The sequence below is a fragment of the Micromonospora sp. CNZ297 genome (genome assembly GCF_007827625.1).
On the sequence record NZ_VISU01000038.1, the window covers coordinates 1 to 22,371 of the forward strand.

A 22,371-nucleotide genomic window follows, 5' to 3' on the forward strand; every position below is an offset into this window, starting at 1 on the left:
GGCGGCCCCCCCCCCCCCCCCGGGGGGGCGGGGGCCCCCGCGGCCGGCGCGCCGCGGGGGGGGGGGGCGGCGCCCCCCCCCCCCGCCCCCCCGGGGGGCCCCCCCGCCGGGGGGGGGGGGCCCCCCCGCCGCGGTGTCGGCACCCCCTCGTCGGGGACGCGCCGTCCTGCGTCGTCAGCTGCCGGTAGCCAGCAGCTGCGGACGCCTGCGCTGGGCGAGGGCGAGCACCGACGAGGTGAGCTGCAGCGGAGGATCGATGGGGCGAGGTCGCCGCAGCGCGACCTGGAAGGTCCGGAAGGTGCGCCCGCCGCGGACGACGATGGGTGCGCCGCCCGTGCCGACGAACTCCACCTGCCGGCCGTTGTCGCCGAGCACGTCGGACAGCGTCGAGGTCTTGTCGAACCCGAGCGCCACGGCGTGGTACGCCCCGTCGGCCAGCGGCCGGATGCGGCTGAGACGGTTGGTCTCCAGCACGCCGTAGGTCAGCGGGACGTCGTCGGGCTCTTCCGACCGGTACAGCGCCAGCACCGCGCACCCGCCGCCGCTCGGTCCTCCGGTTACGGCGCCGACCGGGCCCGGGGCGCAGTGGCGGTCGGCGGCCGGATCGGTCAGCTCGCTCAGTCGTACCTGGCCGAAGACGGACATCGCGGACCGGAACCGACGCGGCGACATCCCGGTCAGCCGGGTGAACTGGCTGATGAAGGTGCCGAGACTGGAGTAGCCGACGGCCATGCAGACCTCGGTCACCGACAGGTTCGAATTGACAAGGAGGTTCCGGGCCTGAGCCATCCGTAGCGCGGTCAGGAACCGCGCGGGCGTGGTGGAGGTGACGTGTCGGAAGACCCGGTGGAAGTGGAACGGGCTGAGCAATGCGGCCTGGGCGATGTCGGACAGCCGCTGAGGTTCCGAAAGATATTCAGTCATGTATTCGACGGCTCGGGTGACGGAATCCAGCCGGGCCGCGTCGGTAGGATTGCCGAGGCAGACGCCCAGGGTGCTGCACGTCATGAATTGGGCGCAATCCATACAGTTCCCCCCCTGTCGCCATGCTTGATCGGCGGTGGTCATCGTATGGCCTCCCCTAGGATTTACTTGAGCATCGGACGGTGGTCCGACGGAGTCCGGGCGGGCGTCTCTCCTTGCCGCCGACCAGTCCTCATCCGGGCACAAAGGCCCGAGATTCGTACGCCTCCAGGCACTCGAACTGACGTTCTGCCGGCTGCGCCGCTGAGCGTTCAGTCAACAGCTCGTCACGCTGTGCGTATAGTCGCAATCTTGCTAATGTCCTCACCAATGGCGTGATGTCGACGGCGGAAAGACCTGACTGTGGCAAAGACACTGATTGTCGTCATCGGCCCGCCAAAGAATCCACAGATACGGCTCCGGGGCGGCCGGCATTCGCCGTCCGCCCCGGAGACCAATCAGCTCAGTTCATCCAGTTGGTGCGCGGGCAGAACTGCACGCCCGGGATGTCGGCTACGCCGTCCTGGTCGGAGTCGACGTCCCCGTCGAGCGTGGAGTAGATGTCGAGGGAGTTGACGTTGATCTTGCCGTCGCCGTCCCAGTCGACCAGCTTGCCCTTGAACGTGCCCACGATGAACGCGTTGGCGAGCGGCCCCGTGGGGGTGTCCAGGGTGCCGAGGATGCTGTTGCCCGGGAACAGCACCTCCTCCAGCGAGCTGCCCGCCATGGTGTCGAAGTTGACGTACCCCCAGGTGTGCACGCGGCCCCGGACGTAGCGGATGGCCGACTCGCCCTTGATCTGGATCTGCGGGTCGAGGGTCCACTCACCGCTGCGCTTGGCCGCGACCATCTCGTTGCGGTGGCCCAGGCTGTCGTCGTCCGCGCGGCCGGACAGGAAGACCGGGCGCAGACCGCGGGACTCGAAGTAGAAGCTGCCCCGACCGGCGTTGGCGTGGTTCGTCAGACCCCGGAACACGAAGTTCTCGGTGTGCGGCGAGCCGTCGTCGTGCAGGCCGGAGAGCGTCTTGCTGATGATCAGCTTCTGGTTGCGGGTGTCCACGTTCGGGCACGCGTGCGCCTGCCCGTAGCTTCGGGCGAGTCCCTGCGGGGACAGGGAGATCTTGCCCCAGTTGCGGCCCGTCTCGTCCAGGGCGACGTAGACGTCGCAGTGGATGTTGAGCAGGATCGTCTCGTCGAAGGTCCGGTCGCCGTCCCAGGTGAACGACCGGTTGTCGAAGGCCGGCACGCCGGTGCGCAGCTCGGAGCTGAACAACCGCGCCCACTCGCCGACGTCCGCGTCGTCGTCGTCGATGTGCCGCTCGATGACCTGCAGGGCCCGCGGGCCGCCGATCTTCTCCAGCGCCCACAGCGCGTTCCACCGCACCTCGCGGTTCTCGTCGCTGGCGATGCTCTCGGCGATCAGGTCGATCGTCCCGGTCAGCCGGCGGTCCATCGCCTGGTACAGCGACTGCTCGCGAACCATCGGGTCCGGGTGGTGCAGCGCCTCGTACGCCACCTGGTCGTCGGTGCGGATGTCGAGCCGGACGGCGTCCCGGTCCAGGATGTCGCCGAACTCGCTGTTCAGCAGCGCCGGGTCACCCTTGAGGTAATGCTCCCACTGCGGCGCGCGGTCCCGGCCCCCGGTGGACAGGCCGATGGATTGGAGCGTCATTTTCGTGATCACCCTTTCATCTCTGGTGATTGCGGTGCCTGTGTTATGCGTGCGGCGGATCCCGATGCGGAGCAGTCATCGGGGGTTCCGCCTCGGATGGCGAATACGGGCACCGGCTGCAGACCGAGTGCGAACCATTCGCGACCTCATTGCCGGTTCAGGATTCGGGCCGCAGGCGAAGAACCATGAAGCCGCCCGGTGGCGGCCGGCTCCGCTGGCCGCTGCTCCACATGCCATGGCCCCGCCTGCGGTGGTGCCCCTCCAGGGTTGGCAGCGCGGTAGCGCGGCGTCAACCGTCCGGCGCAGCGCAGCAAGAACGCGTAACTGCGAATGCCGGAGAACTGCGAAGTCTTGCTCTCCTGCATTCGAGAAACCCGGTCGGGGGTCGTTGCGAACTATTGTTCCCCCCGTCGTCGAGGTCGGGAGAAAGCGGTGCGGGAATCAATGTTCGTACGATTGTCACTCGTGGTCCGGGCGGGAACGGTCGCCGTCCTGCTGGCCGGCTGGACCGGCCGGCTCGGCGCCCGTTTGCTGGTCGACGCGTTGCGCCGGACCGGTCCGGGCGGCGCCGGCCGGGTCGCCCCGCGGGAGCGGGTGGCGGCCACGCTCACCGATGCCGTCGAAGGGCTCGGCCCGGCCTACGTCAAGCTGGGACAGGTGCTGAGCACCCGGTCCGACGTGCTGCCTCCCCGGCTCTGCCGGAGCCTGTCCCGGCTGCACGACCGGGTGTCACCGCCGTCCGACATCGCCGCGGTCGTCCGGACCGTGCCGCCGAGGTTGACCGGCTCCGTCGTCGGCGCGGCGTCCGGGCTGACCCTCACGGCGGCGGGGAGCATCGCCTGCGTCTTCCGCGCACGGCTCAGGGACGGCCGCGAGGTGGCCGTCAAGGTGCGGCGGCCGGGAATCGACCGGACCATGAGGCTCGACCTGGCTCTGGTCGGCGCCGTCGCCCGCGCGGTGGGCCGGCTGCCGGCGCTGCGCCGGGTTCCGCTGGCGGAGATCGTCGACCAGGTCTCGGCGGCCGTGTACGAGCAACTCGACTTCGTCCGCGAGGCCCGGTCGCTGACCCGGTTGCGGGAGAACCTGCACACCCTGCCCGATGTCCGGGTGCCGGCCGTCGTGCCCGAGCTGTCCAGCCGCACGGTTCTGGTGACGGAGTGGATGGACGGGCTGGTACGCGACGCCCAGCCGACCGGCGCTCGCCGGACGGCGGTGCTCAACGGGCTGCGGGCCGCCTACCAGATGCTCTTCCGGGACGGCTTCGTTCACTGTGACCTGCACCCGGGAAACCTCTACCTGATGGCGGACGGGACGGCGGTGATCGTCGACGCGGGCTTCGTCCGCTGTCTGACCGACTTCGCGCGCCGTACCTTCGCCGAGTTCTTCTACCACCTCGGCCGCAACGACGGGCGACGCTGCGCCGAGGTCCTGCTGTCGACGGCCCGGGCGCCCGGCGGCGGGTACGACCGGGACGGCTTCCGGGAGGACGTGGTGGCGCTGGTGGCCCGCAACAGCTCGGTCGCGGCCGCGGACTTCGACCTGGTGTCCTTCGCGGCCTCGCTCTTCGCCATCCAGCGCTCCCGCGGCCTGTACGCCGACCCGCAGTTCGTCTTCCCGATCCTCGCCCTGCTGGTGCTCGAGGGCTCGGTGCGCGAACTGGCGCCGGACATCGACTTCCAGGCCGAGGCGGTGCCCTACGTGCTCCGCGGACTCCAGGAAACGGCCTCCCTGACCATGCGCCCCTGACCCACGCGCCCTGACCCACGCGCTCCGAGAGGAGACCGGAACATGGAAACCCACGAGCACGTCGACGCGGTGGTCGTCGGCTCCGGATTCGGCGGCTCGGTCGCCGCGTACCGGCTGGCGGAGGCGGGCCGCCGCACCGTGGTGCTGGAACGCGGGCGGCCGTACCCGCCGGGCAGCTTCCCGCGTACGCCGCAGGAGATGGGCCGGGCGTTCTGGGATCCGAGCGAAGGGCTGTACGGCCTGTTCGACGTGTGGACCTTCCGGGGACTGGAGTCGGTGGTGGCCAGCGGCCTCGGCGGCGGCTCCCTGATCTACGCGAACGTCCTGCTGCGCAAGGACGAGCACTGGTTCGTCACCGAGGATCCGGTGCCCGGCGCCGGCCATGAGAACTGGCCGGTGACCCGGGCCGACCTGGACCCGCACTACGACCGGGTCGAGCGGATGCTGGGCGCCAGCCGGTTCCCGGCCGGCCGTCCGCCGTACCGCTCGGTGCCCAAGGCGGCGGCGATGAGGACGGCAGCCGAACGGCTGGGACTGGCGTACCAGTACCCGCCGCTCGCGGTCAGCTTCGCTCCGGGGCCGGGCGCGGAGCCGGTCCCGGCCGCGCTGATCGCCGAGCCGGCGTACGGCAACCTGCACGCCGCGCCGCGCCGCACCTGCCGGTTGTGCGGAGAGTGCGACATCGGCTGCAACGACGGCGCCAAGAACACCCTCGACCACACCTACCTGTCGGCGGCCCGGTGGCACGGCGCGGAGCTGCGGACCCGCGCCGAGGTCCGGACGATCCGCCCCCGGCGCCGCGGCGGGTACGAGGTCCGGTATCTCGTCCACGACCCGGCCGACGAGGACCGGCGGATCGACGGCCGCGCCCGGCCGTGCAGGACGATCACCTGTGACCGTCTGGTGCTCGCCGCGGGCACGTACGGCACCACGTACCTGCTGCTGCGGAACCGGCACCGGCTGCCCGCCGTCGGCCCGGCACTCGGCACCCGGTTCAGCGGCAACGGTGATCTGCTCGGGCTGATCCGGCCACCACGTCGCGGCGACGCCACCCGCTTCTCGGCCAGCCGCGGGCCCGTCATCACCACGGCCATCCGGGTGGGGGACGCGCACGACGGGGACGGCTCTCCGGGCCGCGGCTTCTATCTTCAGGACGGCGGCTATCCCGGGTTCGTGGACTGGCTGGCGGAGTCGTCCCGGCTGTCCGGCGCCCCGGCCCGCCGGCTGCGGTTCGCTGTGGACTGGCTGTCGGCCCGGCTCACCGGCTCGCCCCGCAGCGGTCTGGGCGGGGGACTGGCCCGGCTGCTCGGCGACGGCCGGCTCTCCGCGGGCTCGCTGCCGCTCCTCGGTATGGGACGGGACGTGCCGGACGGCGTGTTCCGGCTGCGCGGCGACCACCTCGACGTGGACTGGACGACCCGGACCAGCGCCGGCTATTTCGCGGCGGTCCGGTCCACGATGCGAGCGGTGGCCGACGTCCTGGGTGGCCGCTACACCGACAACCCCGCGTGGTGGCTGCGCCGGGTGGTCACCGTCCATCCGCTCGGGGGCGCGCCGATGGGCCGCCACCGGGGGGACGGGGTGTGCGACGGGCACGGCCAGGTGTTCGGTCATCCCGGGCTCTACGTGCTCGACGGCTCGGCGATGCCCGGGCCGGTGGGACCGAATCCGGCGCTCACGATCGCGGCGGTGGCCGACCGGGCCCTGGACCGGCTGCTGGGGGAGCCGGCGGGGCGGTAGCCCTCGGTCCGCGGTCGGGACCGGCTGGACTTGACCCGGCGAGCCGACCGGCGGCGGCCACTAATCGGTTGCCCGACGCGGCAGGGACTGCCTAGATTGCCGATCATGCACGACATCGACGGGTATGCCGGATGAGTGGCCGTCTCCGCGAGATCGCCCGGCAGACGGTCGCGATCACCGAAGCCGGACGCTATCGCAACAATGCCGGCGAGGACATCGCGATCGAAGCGGCGGTACGCGCCGCCGTCGCCGGCACCCGTGAGCACCTGCCGGACGAGGTCCTCCACGTCGACGGCGCGAAGCCCGGCACCGGCGACCTGGAGGTGACGCACGAGTCGACGTTGCAGGCGGCCCGCCGGCTCGGGCCCGGCGCGGCGTGTCTGGTGTTCGCGTCGGCGAAGAACCCGGGCGGCGGGTTCCTGGGCGGCGCGAAGGCGCAGGAGGAGAGCATCGCCCGCGCGTCCGCGCTGTACCCGTGTCTGCTCGCGGCGCCCGACTTCTACGCCTTCCACCGGGCGCAGCGGGATCTGCGGTACAGCGACCGGGTCGTCTACTCGCCGGGCGTGCCGGTGTTCCGGGACGACAAGGGCGACCTGCTCGACCAGCCGTACACGACGTCCTTCCTGACCGCGGCGGCGCCCAACCTGGGCGCGATGGTGCGCAATCAGCCGGAGCACGCCGCGGACGTGCCGGCGGCGCTGGGCCGGCGCGCCCGGCGGGTGCTGGAGGTGGCGGCCGCGCACGGGCATCGGACAGTGGTGCTGGGCGCGTGGGGGTGCGGGGTGTTCCGGAACGACCCGGCGACGGTGGCCGGTGCGTTCGCCGACGCGCTCCGGGTGGTCGACCGGTTCGACCTCGTGGTGTTCGCCGTTCGTGACGGGTTGCCGGGCACACCGGTGTACCGCACGTTCGCGGAACGCTTTTCGGTAGGTTCGTCGCATGAGTGACGACACCTTCCGGTCGGTGGAGATCGAGCGCACCAGCGTGGGCAGATACGTCGCGCGCAACGCCCGCGGTGGCGAGCTGTCGATGGGTACGGGGGAGGACGCGACCTTCACGCCCGTGGAACTGCTGCTGGCGGCCCTCGGCGGCTGCACCGCCGTGGACGTCGACCACGTGACCAGCCGGCGCGCCGAACCGACCCGGTTCGCCGTCACGGTGAGCGGCGACAAGATCCGTGACCCGGAGGCCGGGAACCGGATGGAGAACCTCACCGTCACGTTCGCGGTGACGTTCCCGGACGGCGCGGACGGTGACCGGGCACGAGAGGTGCTGCCGCGTTCGCTGCGGCAGTCGCACGACCGGCTCTGCACCGTGTCCCGCACTGTGGAGCTGGGCACTCCGGTCTCCATCGTGGACGCGAACGACCCGGGTCCGGCCGACCCGCGCTAAGCCGGCGACGCGGCTCCGGCGTGCGGCCGGAGCCCTGTCAGCAGCTCTGTTAGCGCTAACTAACCGCCCGCGCTGTGAGACGAGTGCGCCGTGATGTGACGTCGGGCGGGAGCGGAAATCAGCGAGACCTTGACAGATATCGATGTTATCGACAACATGACCGGTAACCCGGACGTAACGCCGCCGCCATCATCCTTCGCCCCCGATCGTGCTTCCGGGAGCCGGAGGCGGCCGAGCGCAGGAGGTTTCGGTGACAGGGACCGCTCGGACGACGCGTACGGCCGCGGTCGTGGTCTCGGCGGCGGCCGTCCTCGCCGCGGGGGTGGTGGCAGGGATGCCGCCGGCGTCGGCGGCGACAGTCGACACCTCCGCGTCGTACGTCGTCGTGAACCGGCACAGCGGCAAGGCGATGGACCTGTACGGCTGGTCGACCGCGGAGAACGCGCCGGTGAACCAGTGGACGCGCAACGACCTCGCGGTGCAGCAGTGGCAGTTCGTGGACGCCGGCGGCGGGTTCTACAAGGTGCGGTCCCGGCACAGCGGAAAGGTGCTGGAGTTGCCGAACGGCGGCGACGGCACCCAGCTCGTGCAGAGCACCGACCGCTCGTCGGCCACCCAGCAGTTCCGGTTGCAGGACTCCGCGGGCGGGTTCGTGCGGTTCGTGAACCGGCAGTGGGGCAAGGTCGTCGACGTGTGGCAGTGGTCGACGGCCGACGGTGGCCGGCTGGCCGGCTACGCCGATCTCGACGGCGCCAACCAGCAGTGGCAACTGATCCGGCTGGGCGGCGGCACGCCGACGACCCCGGCACCCACCAGCCCTGCGCCCACCACCCCGGCACCGGCCTACCCGCAGCCCGGCCGGGTGACCGGGGACATCGGCGTCCACGACCCGACGGTGGTCAAGCGACCCGACGGCACCTACCTCGTCGCGCACACCGGTGACGGCATCGCGCTGAAGACCTCCGCCGACCGGATCGCCTTCCGCAACGCGGGTGCCGTCTTCCCCGGCGGCGCGCCGTGGACCACCACGTACACCGGGGGAGCGCGCAACCTGTGGGCGCCGGACCTGTCGTACCGCGACGGGCGCTACCACCTGTACTACTCGGCGTCGACGTTCGGTTCCAACCGCTCGGCGATCTTCCTGGCGACCAGCACCACCGGGAACTCCGGGAGCTGGACCCACGAGGGGCTCGTCGTCGAGTCGCGGACCACCGACGACTTCAACGCCATCGACCCGAACCTCACCGTCGACGACCAGGGCCGCTGGTGGCTCACCTTCGGCTCGTTCTGGTCCGGCATCAAGATGATCCCGATCGACCCGGCCACCGGACGCCGGCTCGGCACCGCCATGTACGCGCTCGCGAACTACGGCCCCGGCATCGAGGCGCCCGTCCTGGTCAAGCGCGGCGCCTGGTACTACCTGTACGTCTCGTTCGACAGATGCTGCCAGGGCGCCGCCAGCACGTACCGGATCATGGTCGGTCGCTCGGCGAGCCCCACCGGGCCGTTCGTCGACCGCGCGGGCCGGGACATGCTCGCCGGGGGCGGCACGCAGATCCTGGCCTCGCACGGCAGCGTGCACGGCCCCGGCCACCAGGCGGTCCTCGCCGACACCGACGGCGACGTCCTCTTCTACCACTACTACGCCGAGAACGGCGCGTCGCTGCTCGGCGTCAACCGCATCGGCTACGACGCCGCTGCCTGGCCCTACGCGTACTGAACCGGCCACCAGGGAGGGCGCGCATGTCGCCTTGTCACCTTCTCCACCCGGCCCGCCGCACGGCCGCCGACCCGGCCCGCACCGCCGACCCGGCCCGCCGTCGTCTGCGGCCGATCCTGGCCGCGGCGCTCGCGATGCTCACCGCGTCCGCCGGTCTCACCGCGCCCGGCCCCGCGCAGGCGGCGCCCGCGGTGAACTACGCCAACCCGCTGGTCGACCAACGCGCCGACCCGCACATCGTCAGGCACACCGACGGCTACTACTACATGACCGCGACGGTGCCGCAGTACGACCGGATCGTGCTCCGGCGGGCCACCACGCTGCAAGGGCTGGCCACCGCCACGGAGACGACGATCTGGCGCCGGCACACGAGCGGCGAGATGGGCGCCCACATCTGGGCCCCGGAGATCCACTTCATGAACGGCAGGTGGTACGTCTACTTCGCCGCCGGGCGGACCGACGACGTGTGGCGGATCCGGATGTACGTGCTGGAGAACGCGAGCGCGAACCCGCTGACCGGCTCGTGGACCGAACGCGGCCGGATCACCACCCCGTGGGACACCTTCAGCCTGGACGCCTCGACGTTCGTGGTGAACGGGGTGCGGTATCTGACCTGGGCCCAGCAGGAACCGGGCATCGCCACCAACTCCAACGTCTACCTCGCCCGGACGGGCGCCGAACCGTGGCAGATCACCGGCCCGGTGGCCCGGCTGGTCGTGCCGGCGTACGACTGGGAGACCCGCGGTTACCGCGTCGCCGAAGGACCGGCTGTGATCCAGCGCAACGGCCGGGTCTTCCTCACGTACTCGGCCAGCGCCACCGACGCGAACTACTGCCTCGGCATGCTCACCGCGTCGGCCGGCGCGAACCTGCTCGACCCCGCCTCCTGGAGCAAGAGCCCGACCCCGGTGTTCGCGAGCAACGCCGCCACCGGCCAGTACGGCCCCGGCCACAACTCCTTCACCGTCTCCGAGGACGGGCAGAGCGACATCCTCGTCTACCACGACCGCAACTACCGGGACATCAGCGGTGATCCGCTCAACGACCCGAACCGGCGGACCCGGATCCAGAAGCTGTACTGGAACGCCGACGGCACGCCGAACCTCGGCATCCCCGTACCCGACGGCGCCACACCGGTCCGGTTGCGCTCGCACGATCTCCCGGCCGCCTACGTCCGGCACTACGACTACCGGGCCCGGGTCGAACCGAACGTCACCAACCTCGCCGACTCGCAGTTCCGCCTCGTCCCCGGTCTCGCCGGCGCCGGATCGGTGTCGCTGGAGTCGACGAACTTTCCCGGTTACTACCTGCGGCACCGGGCCTTCGCTCTCTACGTCGAACGCGACGACGGCTCGGCCCTGTTCGACGGCGACGCGAGCTTCCAGCGACGGCCGGGCCTGGCCACGACCGAGGGGCTCTCCCTGGAATCGCAGAACTACCCCGGCCGGTACGTCCGCCACCGGGACGGACTGCTCCAGCTCGAAACGGTGGGTACGGGCGCGGACCGGGCCGCGGCCACGTTCAACCTGGAGTAGGCGCCCCGACAACCGCTGCGCCGGACTCGGCGTACCCCTTTCTCGGAGGTCGAACGATGCTCAACCCCGCAGTGACGTCGCCGCCCGGCGCCCGCCGGGGCCGGCGCGCCGGCCTGGCGCTGACCCTGGTGGCGGCGCTGGCCACCGCGATCGGCGTGGCAGTGGTGGCCACGCCGTCGGCGCAGGCGGCCACCATCGACACCAGCGCCTGGTACGTGCTCGTCAACCGCAACAGCGGCAAGGTCCTCGACGTCCGGGACACCTCGACCAGCGACGGCGCGGCGATCCAGCAGTGGTCCCGCAACGACGGCGAGTGGCAGCAGTTCCAGTTCGTCTCCTCCGGCAGCGGCTACTACCGCCTCCGTGCCCGGCACAGCGGCAAGGTGGTCGACCTGTGGGAGTGGAACGTCGCGGACGGCGCGGAGTACCGGCAGTGGCCCGACCTCAACGCCGCCAACCAGCAGTTCCAGGTGCGCGACTCGGACGGCGGCTACATCCGGTTGATAAACAGGCACTCCGGCAAGGCACTGGAGGTCTGGGAGAGGTCGACCGCCGACGGCGCCCGGGTCAGCCAGTACGCCGATCTCAACGGCACCAACCAGCAGTGGCAGATGGTGCGGGTGGGAGCGGGCACACCGACCACGCCGCCGCCGTCCACCGGGTGCGGCAGCGGCTCCTACCAGGCCGAGGCCGTGCTGAACGGCGGCACCTGGACGGCCCGCAACGGATCGTCGACCGTGTACTCGGGCTCCGACATGCTGTCGGCGATGCAGGCAGCGGTGAACTCCCTGCCGGCGGGACGGACCGCGAAGCAGCGGGTGGTGGTGCGCGGCTCCGGGTCGATGAGCGCGGGGTCGCGGTTGTCGCTGCCGTCGTACACGACGCTCGCGGTCTGCGGCACGATCAACGTGACCGGCTCGGGGTCGGGTGACTATGCGCCCGTGTACTCGCGCGGGACCACCGACGTCGAGGTGCAGAACCTGACCCTCACCGGGGCGCCGCTGTACGGGATCTTCATGCGCAACGTGAACAACCTGACGCTCGGCCAGATCGACATGCGGCTGTCCGGCGGCCTGGGGGTGCGGATCGACAACCACGGCGGCGACCGGGCGGTCAAGGTGCGCAACGTGCGGATCGACACCGTGTACGTGTCGGGGACCGGCGCGCACGGCGTGGAGACGTACGGCGTGGACGGTCTGACGATCGGCACCGTCACCGCGCGCAACACCGGCTACTCCGGTCTGCTGCTCAACGACACGATCAACGCCACAGTCGGCACCGTCGACGCGCAGGGCGCCGGCACCGGAACCGGGTACGCGGCGTTCCGGATGGCCAACCGCAACGGCCGGGTCGGCAGCTCGTACCCGACGAACATCCGGGTCGGCACCGTGATCGCGTCCGGCGGTGGCCGAGGGGTCTTCTGCGTGTCGGAGTCCGGCGGCGCGGTCATCGACCGGGTGACGATCTCGAACACCGGGAACAACTCGATCCTCGTGGAGAACTGCTACAACGTCACGATCGCCGGGGTGTCCGGCACGGTGACGGGCGGTGGTGAGGTGCGGATCGCCTCGCGGACCGAGTTCCCGATCTCCTCCGGTATCCGCTTCCAGAACCTGACGGTCACCAACACCAACATCACCCAGAGCCCGTGCGGCGGGGCGAACAACACGATCAGCAACGTCACGCGGGTCAACTCGACGCTCACCTGGTGCTGACGGTCCGGCTGCCCCGCAGTGCCGGTGGCGCGCGGGGCAGCCGGTCAGGCCCGGGGCAGCACGCCCAGCAGGGTCGCGGTCAGGGCCATCGTCAGCGAGTCCGCCATCTCCAGGTGCAGGCGGGCCAGTTCGGGCTCGGCCCGGTAGGCCGCCGCAAGGCTCGGCGGCGACTGGCCGAGCGCGGCGCGTCGGTCGTGCTCGCCGTCCGCGACGTCGGGAAGGGCGAGCGGGCCGCGGCCGGCCTGACCGGCGACGTGAGCGTGCAGGCGCTGGACCTGACCTCGCTCGACTCCGTCCGCACCGCCGCGGCGGCGCTGCGGTCCCGGTTCGGCCGGATCGACCTGCTGGTCAACAACGCCGGCGTGATGTACACCCCGAAGCGGACCACCCGCGACGGCTTCGAACTCCAGTTCGGCACCAACCACCTCGGCCACTTCGCGCTCACCGGGCTGCTGCTGGACCTGATGCTGCCGGTGCCCGGCTCACGCGTGGTGACGGTCAGCAGCACCGGCCACCGCATCCGGGCCGCGATCCACTTCGACGACCTGCACTCCGAGCGCTCGTACGGCCGGGCCGCCGCCTACGGGCAGTCCAAGCTGGCCAACCTGATGTTCACGTACGAGCTGCAACGCCGGCTCGCCCCGTACGGCACCACCGTCGCGGTGGCCGCGCACCCCGGCATGTCCAGCACCGAACTCGCCCGCAACACCCCGGCGGCCCTGCGGCTCCCGCTCACCTGGCTCGCGCCGCTGATCACCCAGACACCCGCGATGGGCGCGCTGCCCACGCTGCGGGCCGCCACCGACCCCGCCGTGCTCGGCGGCCAGTACTACGGCCCCGGCGGACGGTACGAGGTGAAGGGTCACCCCCGGCTGGTCACCTCCAGCCCGCAGTCGTACGAGGCGGCCGTCCAGCAGCGGCTCTGGGCCGTCTCCGAGGACCTCACCGGCGTGCGGTTTCCCGTCCAGTCCGGTCCGCACCCGGTTACCGCCGCCGCGGCCGGCATGAGGTGACAGCGGCCCTCTGTTCCGCGTTCGGCAGCGCGGGGCGGGCCGTCTTTGTGACGCTTCGATAGTGGAGATACCCGGCGGCGACAGAGGCGTCGAGCTGCGCATCCACGGGGTGTCCGGTGCGTCGGCGGAGACGATCGTCGACCATCCGATAGTGGTGCGTGTGGCCGGCGACGGGCACGCCGGGTTCTACCGGGTCCGGGAAGGGCTCGGCTCGGCCGGCGGCGCGACTGCCGGGGTGGTGGTGGAGGCGTACCGGTGGGGAACCCTGACCGCCGGGGTGGCGGTGCGTACGGCGTCGATGCTGGTGCTGCTGCCGTTCATGCTGAGCAACCTGGCGGTGTGGATGCGTTCCACGCCGGTGGACCGCTGCGGCCTGCTCGGTGGGCTGTGCCGCCTGCTGGCCGGATCGCTGACCGTGGCGTTCACGCTGGCGCTGGTCGGGGTCACCATGAACCTGACCGGCTGGCAGTGCGTCCCGTACGCGGAGTGCCGGGAGGGGAGACCGTACCTGTCGTGGCTGGTGGCGTTGCCGATCGGCCCGCGCCTGGCCGTGCTGGCACTGGTCCCGCTGCTGGCGCTGCGGGTGTTCTGGGCCGTCGGGAAGCGGTCGGCCGCCGCTTTCGAGGGCTTCGGATCGGCCCCGCCGCGCGGGCGGTTCCTGGAGTCCACCGGGAGTCTCGCCGCCCCCGGGGTCTGGCACGACGAGCAGATGACCTCGTGGCTGCGCCAGATCCACGTGGGTCTCGGTGCCGGCACCGTCGGCGTCAGCCTCGTCGTCGCGGTGTCGCACGGCCGGTGGAGCGCCGTCGCCGTCGGGCTGCTCGGCCTCACCGCCGGGCTCGTGGTCCTCTGCGCCGTGCTGCTGACAGTGACGGTCCCCGCCGGGCGGGCCGGGCCGTTGCGCCGCGTGGTCTGGATCCTGGTCGCGGTCGCCACCGTGTCGAGCCTGGGGTACGCCGTGTCCCGGCGGGAGGTGCCCGTGCCGGCCGGGCAGATGCCCGGCTACGAGGGCGCCGTCGCCGGTCTGGTCGCGGCGCAGGGCCTGATGCTGGTCCTGATCGCCGCGGTGACGCTCGTGCGCCGGCGCGCCCGGCCGGCCGGTTCCCGCGCCCTGCTCCGGGGGCTCGGCACACCGATGGTCGCCGCCATGTCGGTCACCGTCGCCTCGGCCTACACGGCCACGCTCGTGTTCCGGACGGCGGACCAGCTCGACCGGGGCCGTATCCCCGACCCGATCCGGAACAACCCACCCGCCCTGGGCCCGCTGGAACCACCCGTCGGGTACTGGTGGGCGGCGCTGGCCGGGCTCGCCGCTCTGCTGGTCGTCAGCGCGGCGATCGCCGTCACCCTGCCGGTGGCCCGGCGCCGGCGGCGGGCGTACGCGCGGCACGTGGTCGAGCACGACTATCCCGACGCGCCCGCCGAGGCGACACCACGACTCGACGCGGTCCGCTCGACGATCGCCCGGTCCTTCGTGACCGACGAACTGGGGCCGACGTTCGTGGCGTTCTTCGTGATCTCGTCGGTCGGGCTCGCCACCGTCGCGCTCGACCTGATCGGGATCGGCCCGACCCAGCTCGTTGCCCGCCTCGGCCGCCGGCACGACACGCTCGCCGTGCTGACCGCGTACGTGACGGACGTCGGCATCTGGGCCATCAGTCTGCTCGTCATCGGGCTGCTGATCCTGGGCTACCGGGCGTACCGGTCGCCGGAGACCCGCCGGCTCGTCGGCGTCCTGTGGGACCTGGGCACGTTCTGGCCGCGTACGGTGCACCCGTTCGCGCCGCCGTGCTACGCCGCCCGCGCCGTACCGGAGCTGGCCCGGCGGGTCTCCGCGCTCGCCGCGCAGGGACCGGTGGTGATCTCCGGACACAGCCACGGCTCCGTCCTGGCCGCCGCCACCGTCCTGCAACTGCCGCCGGAGGCCCTGCCCCACGTCGCGTTGCTGACCCACGGCAGTCCACTGAACCGCATCTACGCCCGCCTCTACCCCGCCTATCTCGGTGAGGAGGCGCTGCGCGACGTCGGCGACCGGATCGGCTGGCGCTGGCGCAACCTGTGGCGCGACACCGATCCGATCGGCGGCCCGATCTTCGCCGAGCCGGGTCTGCGGGCCCACCTGCCCCCGGCCGCCGAGGCGGTCGACGTCCGGCTGCGGGATCCGCGCAGCGTCGTCGTGGAGGCGCCGGACACCGTGCCGCCACCCGTCGAACGCCACTGGCACTACCACACCGAGCCGGAGTACCGGGAGGCCGTGCGGGAACTCGTCGACGACATCCGGGCCGGTGCCCCCGGCTGAGGCCGCCCCGCGTACCGCCGCCGCGCCACCGCGACGACCGGCGGCCGCCCGGCGCTCACAGCAGCCGGCGGCGGGTCAGGAGCCGGAAGGCCAGATACCTCGGCGGTACCGGGAGCCAGAACGTCGCGAGACGGTAGATCAGGGTGCCCGCGACGGCGGCGTCCAGTGGCACTCCGTAGAGCAGCAGCCCGGAGACGAGCGCGGCCTCGGTGGCGCCGAGCCCGCCGGGGGTGGGCGCGGCGGACGAGACGCCCTCGCCGACGAGGCAGACCAGGATCACCGGGGGCAGGTGCGCGAGGGGGAGCGGGCCGGTGGCGAGAAGCGCGAGGTAGAGACAGAGGCCGTAGGTGAGCGTGAGCGCCGTGGACGCGACGACGAGCCACCACAGGCCGTGCTGACGGGTCAGGGCGCGCAGGGCGGTGACGACCTGGCCGGCCGCGTCGCGTCCGCGCCGCCGGAGCCGTGGCGCGGCGAGGACGGCCGCCAGGACGAGCAGCACAGCCAGGGCGCCCAGCAGCAGCGGTATCGCCCTGGTCGCGTCATGGGTGAGGATGCGGGCGGGCCGGCGGGCGAACGGCAGCAGCACCGGCAGGAGCAGCACGACCGACACCGCACCGGCGGCGCGGGAGACACCGACGGCAGTGGCCGCGTCGGCGGTGGTGAGTTCTCTCTGGTGCAGGTACCGCAGGCTGAGCGCGGCGCCGCCGAGGCTGCCGGGAGCCAGCCGGTTGGCGAACGACGCGGCCACCTGCACCAGGGTGGCCTCGCCCAGCGGGATCCGCTTGGCCGCGGCGAGCCGGAGCACGGCGCCGCTGAGCAGGTAGGTCAGGGCTGAGCCGAGCAGCGCCGCGGCGACCGCGAGCGGATCGGCGTGCAGGATGAGACGCGCCGCGGTGCGTATCTCGCCGAGCTGCGGGAGCAGCAGGTGCACGATCAGCCCCAGGATCAGCAGCTCCAGGACGGTGCGGCGGTTGAACCGGACCACCTTCGCCGCCGGGCGGTCGCGGTCGGGGCAGCGCCGCACGATCTCCTGACGGAGGCTGTCGAGCATGCCGGGACGGCCGCGCAGGGCGCTGCGGCCGGCGCGGGACAGCACCGCGGGTTGCAGGAACGGCACGCTGTCCGCGACCGCCGCGGCGCCCAGACGGTCGACCGCGGCGGCGACCACGGCGGCGGGGTCCGCCCGCGTGGACAGCGCGACCATCAGCTCGACGACGTCACGGGCCCGCTGGTCGGCCGGGGCGTCGTCGGCGGCGAAGCCCAGGTCCACCAGGTAGACGTGGTCCCGGCCGACGAGCACGTTCGCGGCGCGCAGGTCGCGGTGTGCGATGCCGGCCCGGTGCAGGCGACCCACCTGGTCCCACGCGTCGCGCACGGCGGCGGGCGGGACCGGTCCGACGACGGCGTGCAGCGGGGCGGCGTCGATGAACTCCTGCACCAGGACGGCGTCCCCGCCGGACATCGCGGCGGTCGTGACGACCGCCGGGATCCGCACGCCTCCGCGCTCGGCCAGCAGGGTCATGCAGGTTTCGTGTTCGCTCTGCTGGCGGGCGCTCAGATACGGGGGCGCGTCGGCCACGTGCCGGTACCGCGCCCGGCGGTAGAGCTTGTAGGCCCAGTCCGCGTCGCGTTGCTCGCCGCCGGTCACCTTGACGAACAACTGCCGCCCGCCGGTGGTGACCGCCCGCCACGGCTGCGAACCCCGGGCGTCACCGTGGATCGGCGTCAGCCCTGCCACGTCGATCCCGCGCCGCCGCAGCGCCGCCCGCAGGGCGGGCACCGACCGCTGCGGCCCGACCTCGCCGACCACGAGCCGTGTCACGCAGACCGCGAGCCAGCCGACGAGGAACCCGCCGACCACGTCGACCGGCAGGTGCGCCCCGACGTGGATCCGGGCCCCGGCCACCAGGGCGATCGCCACCCAGGCCGCCCGGCGCCACCGGGTGCCCCCGGCCCGCGCCGCGACGAGCGCCAGGGCGGTGGCGACCGCGACGTGTCCCGAGGGGTATCCGTACCGCCCGGTGATCGTCTCCCGCAGGACCACATCGGTGAGCAACGCCGCCGGCCGCTGCCGGGCGACCGCGGCCTTGGCGGCGACCGCGAGCCAGTACGCCAGGTTCCCGGCCAGCAGCAGGCTCCACGCCGTGCCGATCCGGCGGGCCAGGACGGCCGCGGTGGCGGCGACGAACACCGCCGGGTAGGAGCCGAGCTGCATGACCAGGACCAGGACCGGAGTCAGCCCGGCGGGAAGGTGGTTGAGGAGGGCGAACAGGTCCCGTTCCCAGGGCGGCACCCGGCTGCTCCGGACGGCCGCGCTCAGCGCTGCCAGCAGACCGGTCGAGGTGGCCAGGCTGACCAGCAGGGCGGGCGACGGGCGATGCGTACGCGCTGCCACCGGTCCTCGGCCGCCCCTCAGTCGGCGCAGATGCCTGCTGTCGATCCGAACCCTACGGATCGCCGACCCGGCGGATGCTCCGGTTCGCCACCGGTCAACCCGTTGGGGGCGACGATCAGGTGGTGGTGGACACGGCGGTGGAGACGCTCGTCGGGCTGCCGCCGGTCCTCGTCCTGACGCTGGTGATCGTCCTGGTGGCCCACGGTGGCGCGCTGCCGCTGTGGGCGGTGGCGGCCGCCGGTACGGCCCGGGTGCTCGCCCGCGCTCCACGGGTGCTGCGCCGGCGCCTCGACATCGCGCGGGCCCGCCGATGAACTGTGGCGTCAGCCGCGACCACGTACCAGGGGCAGGAACACCTCGTCCACGATCTCGACCAGCACCTCGTCGGGGACGGACGGGACGCCGCGCATCGCGTACTCGGCGCGCAGCAGCATCATCGGTACCGTCGCCACCCGGTGACGGACGGCCGCCGCAGGCGCCTCGCCCCGGGCCGCGGCCCGTTCCAGCATCCCGGTCCACGCACGGTCCATGGTGTCGGCGCCGGATCGTTCGCGCATGAGCGTGAGCAGCTCCGGATCGTCGGCCGCGGCGGCGAGCAGGCCGCGCAGGACGGCCCCGTGCGGCGACGACCACGTCTCGTTCGCGAGCCGGAGCATCTCGAGCGCGTCGCCTCGCAGCGTGCCCGTGTCCGGATTCGGCATGGCCGCGTCGGACAGGTGGCGGTACGCCGCGACGCCGAGCGCCGCCCGGTGCGGCCACCGGCGGTAGATGGCGTTCTTGTTGGTTCCGGCGCGGGCGGCCACCCGGTCCATCGTCATCCCCGCGTATCCGGACTCGCGTAGTTCCTCCGCCGCGGCCCGCAGGATCGCCTGTTCCAGTTCCTCGCCCCGTCGCCTCCTGCTCATGCCTTGCAGGGTACGCGCCGTACCTTATAGGGTACGCGTCGTACCCTAAGAGTGGAGTTCTCGATGCGCGTCTTCGGCATGAACTACGACACCGGCTTCGTCAGCGCCGGATCCACCACCCACGAGCCGTTCGACCCCGACGTCGTGCGCAGCGACCTGCGTGTCATCCGCGACGAGCTGCGCTGCGACGCGGTCCGCGTCACCGGCGGCGTGCAGGACCGGCTGGAGCTGACCGCGCGGCTGGCGGCCGAGGCGGGGTTGGAGGTGTGGTACTGCCCGTTCACCAACGGCCTGGACCGCGACGGCCTCATGGCGTTCCTGCTCGACGGCGCCGAGCGGGCCGAGCGGCTGCGGCGTGACGGCGCCCCGGTCGTCTACCTCACCGGTTCCGAGATCTCCCTGTTCACCGACGGTTTCCTGCCCGGCCGTGACCTGACCGAGCGCATGGCGGTGTTCACCGACCCGATGCGGATGCGGGAGGCGGTCCCCGCCGCGCGGGCGGCGGTGCGCGACTTCCTCGCGGAAGCGGTGCCCGCGGTGCGGGAGCGCTTCGGCGGCCCCGTCGGGTACGCCTCGATCCCGCTCGAGGACGTCGACTGGACGGCCTTCGACATCATCGCCAGCGACGCCGGCTACCGTGACGCGACCAACTCCGCGGTGTTCCCGCAGTCCCTGGCGGCGGCCGTGGGGCAGGGCAAGCCGTACGCGGCGACCGAGTTCGGCTGCTGCACGTTCCGCGGCGCGGCCGACGTCGCGGGCGCGACGGAGCCCGTGGCCTACGACGAGCACGGCCGTGCGGCGAAGCTCACCGCGGAGCTGGAGCGCGACGAGGAGGGCCAGGCACGCTACCTCGTCGACCTGCTGCGTGACTACGAGGCCGGCGGGGCGGAGGCGGCGTTCGTGTACACGTTCGCGAACCGGCACCTGCCGACCACCGGCGACCCCGAGCACGACTACGACCTGGCGTCACGGGGGATCGTGCGCGTGCTGCCGGACGGCTCGTGGACGCCCAAGGCCGCCTTTCACGCCCTGGCCGAATACGGCCGCGTCCGTGCGCTGAGCCGGACCGAATTCGGTGGTGGTGGTCGCGGCGGACGGGCAAAGTAGGACTGCGCACCGGCGGCGAGCGCCGCCACCACGACTGTCACCAGGAGAGACAATGCGAGCAGCTTCCACGCTTCGGACCCTTGCCCGTCCTACCGTGGAGCTCCGCCTTGGCCCTGTTGAACCTCGGAATCGTCGCGCATGTTGACGCCGGAAAGACCAGCCTGACCGAACGCCTGCTCTACGAGGCGGGCGCGGTGGCCGAGCCGGGCAGCGTCGACGCCGGCACGACCCGGACCGACTCGATGGAGCTGGAACGCCGCCGCGGCATCACCATCCGGGCGGCCGTCACCTCGATCACCATCGGTGACCTCAGCATCAACCTGCTGGACACCCCCGGCCACCCCGACTTCATCGCGGAGGTCGAGCGGTCGCTGGCCGTCCTCGACGCTGCAGTGCTCGTGGTGTCGAGCGTGGAGGGCGTCCAGCCGCAGACCGTCGCCATCTGGCGGGCGCTGCGCCGCATCGGCGTACCGACTGTGTTCTTCTTCAACAAGGTGGACCGTGGCGGCGCCGACGTGGACCGGGCGACGGCCCAGGTGCGGCAGCGGCTCGGGGCGCGGCCGGTCCTGCTCACCACTGTCACCGGCCAGGGCAGCCGCGAGGCCCTGGTGCATGCCGTGGACCTCGACGCCGAACCCGTGGTGGCGGAGGTGGCCGAGGTCGACGACGCGGTGGCGGCACGCTGGCTGACCGACCGGCCGGTACGTGTCCGCGACGTCCGCCGGGCGCTCCGCCGCGCGGTACGAGGCGCCGAGCTGGTCCCGGCGGTGTGCGGCTCGGCCATCACCGGTGCCGGGGTACGCCGGCTGTGCGACGTCCTGGCCGACCTGCTCCCGCACGGCGAGGCGCGGGACGGTCCGCCGGCGGGCACCGTCTTCGCCGTCGACCGGGACGGGCGCGGCCGGCGCGCCTGGCTGCGGTTGTGGTCCGGGCGTCTGCGGGTGCGGGACCGGGTGCAGCTCGCCGGCGGTCGTCCGGAGCCGGTCACCGAGATCGCCGTCATCGAGCCCGCCGGCGTGCTGGTGCGCCGGTCGGTCTCCGCCGGGCAGATCGCGGCGGTACGCGGGGTGTCGGCCCGGATCGGCCAGCACATCGGCGACCCGCCACGGCGGCACGGCTACCGGTTCCCGCCACCGACCCGGCAGGCGGTCGTCGAGCCGGTCGACCCGGCGCAGCGCCTGGCGATGTTCGCCGGCCTGGCCGAGCTGGCCGACGAGGACCCGCTCGTGGACCTGCGCCTCGACGAGCAGCAGGCGGAAGCGGTGATCCGCCTGCACGGCGAGGTCCAGAAGGAGGTCCTCGCCGCCCTGATGGAGGACCGCTACGGCGTCCGGGTGCGGTTCTCCGGCACGCTCACCGCCTGCATCGAACGGGTCGCCGGCACCGGCGCCGCCGAGGAGCGGTTGCGCGAGCGCGGCAACCCGTACCTGGCCGGGCTGGGGTTGCGCATCGACGCCGCACCGGCCGGGCACGGCATCGAGTTCCGTCCCGGGATCGAGCCGGGCCGGCTGCCACCCGCCTTCGTCGCCGCCACCGAGGAGGGCGTGCGGGCCGCGCTGCGGCAGGGCCGGCACGGCTGGCCGGTCACCGACTGCACTGTCACCATGACGGCGTCCCGGTACTGGCCCCGGCAGAGCAGGCCGCACCAGAAGTTCGACAAGTCGATATCGACGGTGGCGGCGGACTTCCGCAACCTCGCCCCGGTCGTGGTCGCCGCCGCGCTGCGGCAGGCCGGTACGCGGGTGTGCCAGCCGATCGAGCGGTTCGACGTCAACCTGCCCCGGCACGCGGTCGAGACGGTGCTGGCGCTGCTCGGCCGGCTCGGCGCGGTCGTCCACGACACCGCAGTCGCTGGCGGCTACCTGGAGGTGAGCGGCACCCTGCCGTCCGCCCGGGTGCCGCGGGTCGTCGCCGCCCTGCCCGACCTCACCGGCGGCGAGGCGGTGCTGACCACCACCTTCGACCATTACGCGCCGGTCACCGGCGAGGAACCCCCGACACTGCCCCGGCGCGGACCGGACCCGGACGACCGGGAGGCGTGGTTCCGGGCCGTACCGAGGTAGGCCGCGCCGGGCGGTGACGGGAGCGTTGCGGCGATAGGATCACCGGCGCCCGCCGCCGCCCGTACCCGTTGGAGCCCCGCTGTCAGCGCAGCCGGTCACCCACCTC

At 72.7% G+C, this 22,371-nt stretch carries 16 protein-coding genes; 12 read left to right on the plus strand and 4 right to left on the minus strand.

The genetic code is table 11. From position 1 onward, the window contains the following. Nucleotides 1-174: 174 nt before the first annotated feature. Together FB454_RS32820 and FB454_RS32825 are read right to left on the minus strand one after the other, a co-directional pair. Entirely contained in the window at nt 175-1,068 is an 894-nt protein-coding gene (locus tag FB454_RS32820) for a helix-turn-helix domain-containing protein (RefSeq protein WP_013285684.1), read from the minus strand. A gap of 358 nt (nt 1,069-1,426) precedes the next feature. Beyond that, complete coding sequence (locus FB454_RS32825; protein ID WP_013285685.1) at nt 1,427-2,635, minus strand: HEAT repeat domain-containing protein; 1,209 nt, start codon at nt 2,633-2,635, stop codon at nt 1,427-1,429. Between the two features lie 465 nt (nt 2,636-3,100). On the opposite strand from FB454_RS32825, the gene FB454_RS32830 reads away from it, so the two are divergent. From FB454_RS32830 to FB454_RS32875, 9 genes are all read left to right on the plus strand, one after another. Continuing rightward, complete coding sequence (locus FB454_RS32830; RefSeq protein ID WP_486485489.1) at nt 3,101-4,381, plus strand: ABC1 kinase family protein; 1,281 nt, start codon at nt 3,101-3,103, stop codon at nt 4,379-4,381. A 42-nt stretch (nt 4,382-4,423) separates the two neighbouring features. Then, a complete protein-coding gene (locus FB454_RS32835; protein ID WP_145824171.1) occupies nt 4,424-6,121 on the plus strand; it encodes a GMC family oxidoreductase in 1,698 nt (565 codons plus the stop codon). A gap of 131 nt (nt 6,122-6,252) precedes the next feature. Continuing rightward, nucleotides 6,253-7,068, plus strand: coding sequence for a TIGR02452 family protein (locus tag FB454_RS32840; protein WP_013285688.1), 816 nt, complete (start codon nt 6,253-6,255; stop codon nt 7,066-7,068). Next, nucleotides 7,061-7,513, plus strand: a complete 453-nt coding sequence (locus FB454_RS32845; protein ID WP_013285689.1) for an OsmC family protein — start codon at nt 7,061-7,063, stop codon at nt 7,511-7,513. The genes FB454_RS32840 and FB454_RS32845 overlap by 8 nt, the downstream gene beginning before the upstream one ends. A 250-nt stretch (nt 7,514-7,763) precedes the next feature. Continuing rightward, nucleotides 7,764-9,233 (plus strand): family 43 glycosylhydrolase, encoded by a 1,470-nt coding sequence (locus tag FB454_RS32850; protein ID WP_145824172.1) that lies wholly within the window; start codon nt 7,764-7,766, stop codon nt 9,231-9,233. Between the two features lie 23 nt (nt 9,234-9,256). After that, nucleotides 9,257-10,768 (plus strand): family 43 glycosylhydrolase, encoded by a 1,512-nt coding sequence (locus FB454_RS32855; RefSeq protein WP_145824173.1) that lies wholly within the window; start codon nt 9,257-9,259, stop codon nt 10,766-10,768. Nucleotides 10,769-10,824: 56 nt separating this feature from the next. Further along, the gene (locus FB454_RS32860) at nt 10,825-12,483 is read left to right on the plus strand and encodes an RICIN domain-containing protein (RefSeq protein ID WP_145824174.1); all 1,659 of its coding nucleotides are present in this window, start codon (nt 10,825-10,827) and stop codon (nt 12,481-12,483) included. 113 nt (nt 12,484-12,596) lie between these two features. Then, nucleotides 12,597-13,496, plus strand: a complete 900-nt coding sequence (locus tag FB454_RS32870; protein WP_222433957.1) for an SDR family NAD(P)-dependent oxidoreductase — start codon at nt 12,597-12,599, stop codon at nt 13,494-13,496. Nucleotides 13,497-13,557: 61 nt separating this feature from the next. Then, complete coding sequence (locus FB454_RS32875) at nt 13,558-15,795, plus strand: hypothetical protein (protein ID WP_486485490.1); 2,238 nt, start codon at nt 13,558-13,560, stop codon at nt 15,793-15,795. 55 nt (nt 15,796-15,850) lie between these two features. Here the strand turns inward: FB454_RS32875 and FB454_RS32880 are convergent, their stop codons facing one another. Then, nucleotides 15,851-18,190 (minus strand): lysylphosphatidylglycerol synthase domain-containing protein, encoded by a 2,340-nt coding sequence (locus FB454_RS32880; RefSeq protein ID WP_145824176.1) that lies wholly within the window; start codon nt 18,188-18,190, stop codon nt 15,851-15,853. A 122-nt stretch (nt 18,191-18,312) separates the two neighbouring features. Between FB454_RS32880 and FB454_RS32885 the strand changes: the two genes are divergently transcribed. Beyond that, nucleotides 18,313-18,504 (plus strand): hypothetical protein, encoded by a 192-nt coding sequence (locus FB454_RS32885; protein WP_143025315.1) that lies wholly within the window; start codon nt 18,313-18,315, stop codon nt 18,502-18,504. 9 nt (nt 18,505-18,513) lie between these two features. On the opposite strand, the gene FB454_RS32890 is transcribed toward FB454_RS32885, so the two are convergent. Continuing rightward, a complete protein-coding gene (locus FB454_RS32890; RefSeq protein WP_013477236.1) occupies nt 18,514-19,095 on the minus strand; it encodes a TetR/AcrR family transcriptional regulator in 582 nt (193 codons plus the stop codon). Between the two features lie 63 nt (nt 19,096-19,158). Here FB454_RS32890 and FB454_RS32895 point away from each other — a divergent pair, with 63 nt between their 5' ends. Next, the gene (locus tag FB454_RS32895) at nt 19,159-20,202 is read left to right on the plus strand and encodes a glycoside hydrolase family 113 protein (protein WP_013285699.1); all 1,044 of its coding nucleotides are present in this window, start codon (nt 19,159-19,161) and stop codon (nt 20,200-20,202) included. 107 nt (nt 20,203-20,309) lie between these two features. Further along, nucleotides 20,310-22,265 carry an elongation factor G gene (locus FB454_RS32900; RefSeq protein ID WP_013285700.1) on the plus strand — a complete coding sequence of 652 codons (1,956 nt, stop codon included), beginning with the start codon at nt 20,310-20,312 and terminating at the stop codon, nt 22,263-22,265. The last annotated feature ends 106 nt before the right edge of the window (nt 22,266-22,371 follow it).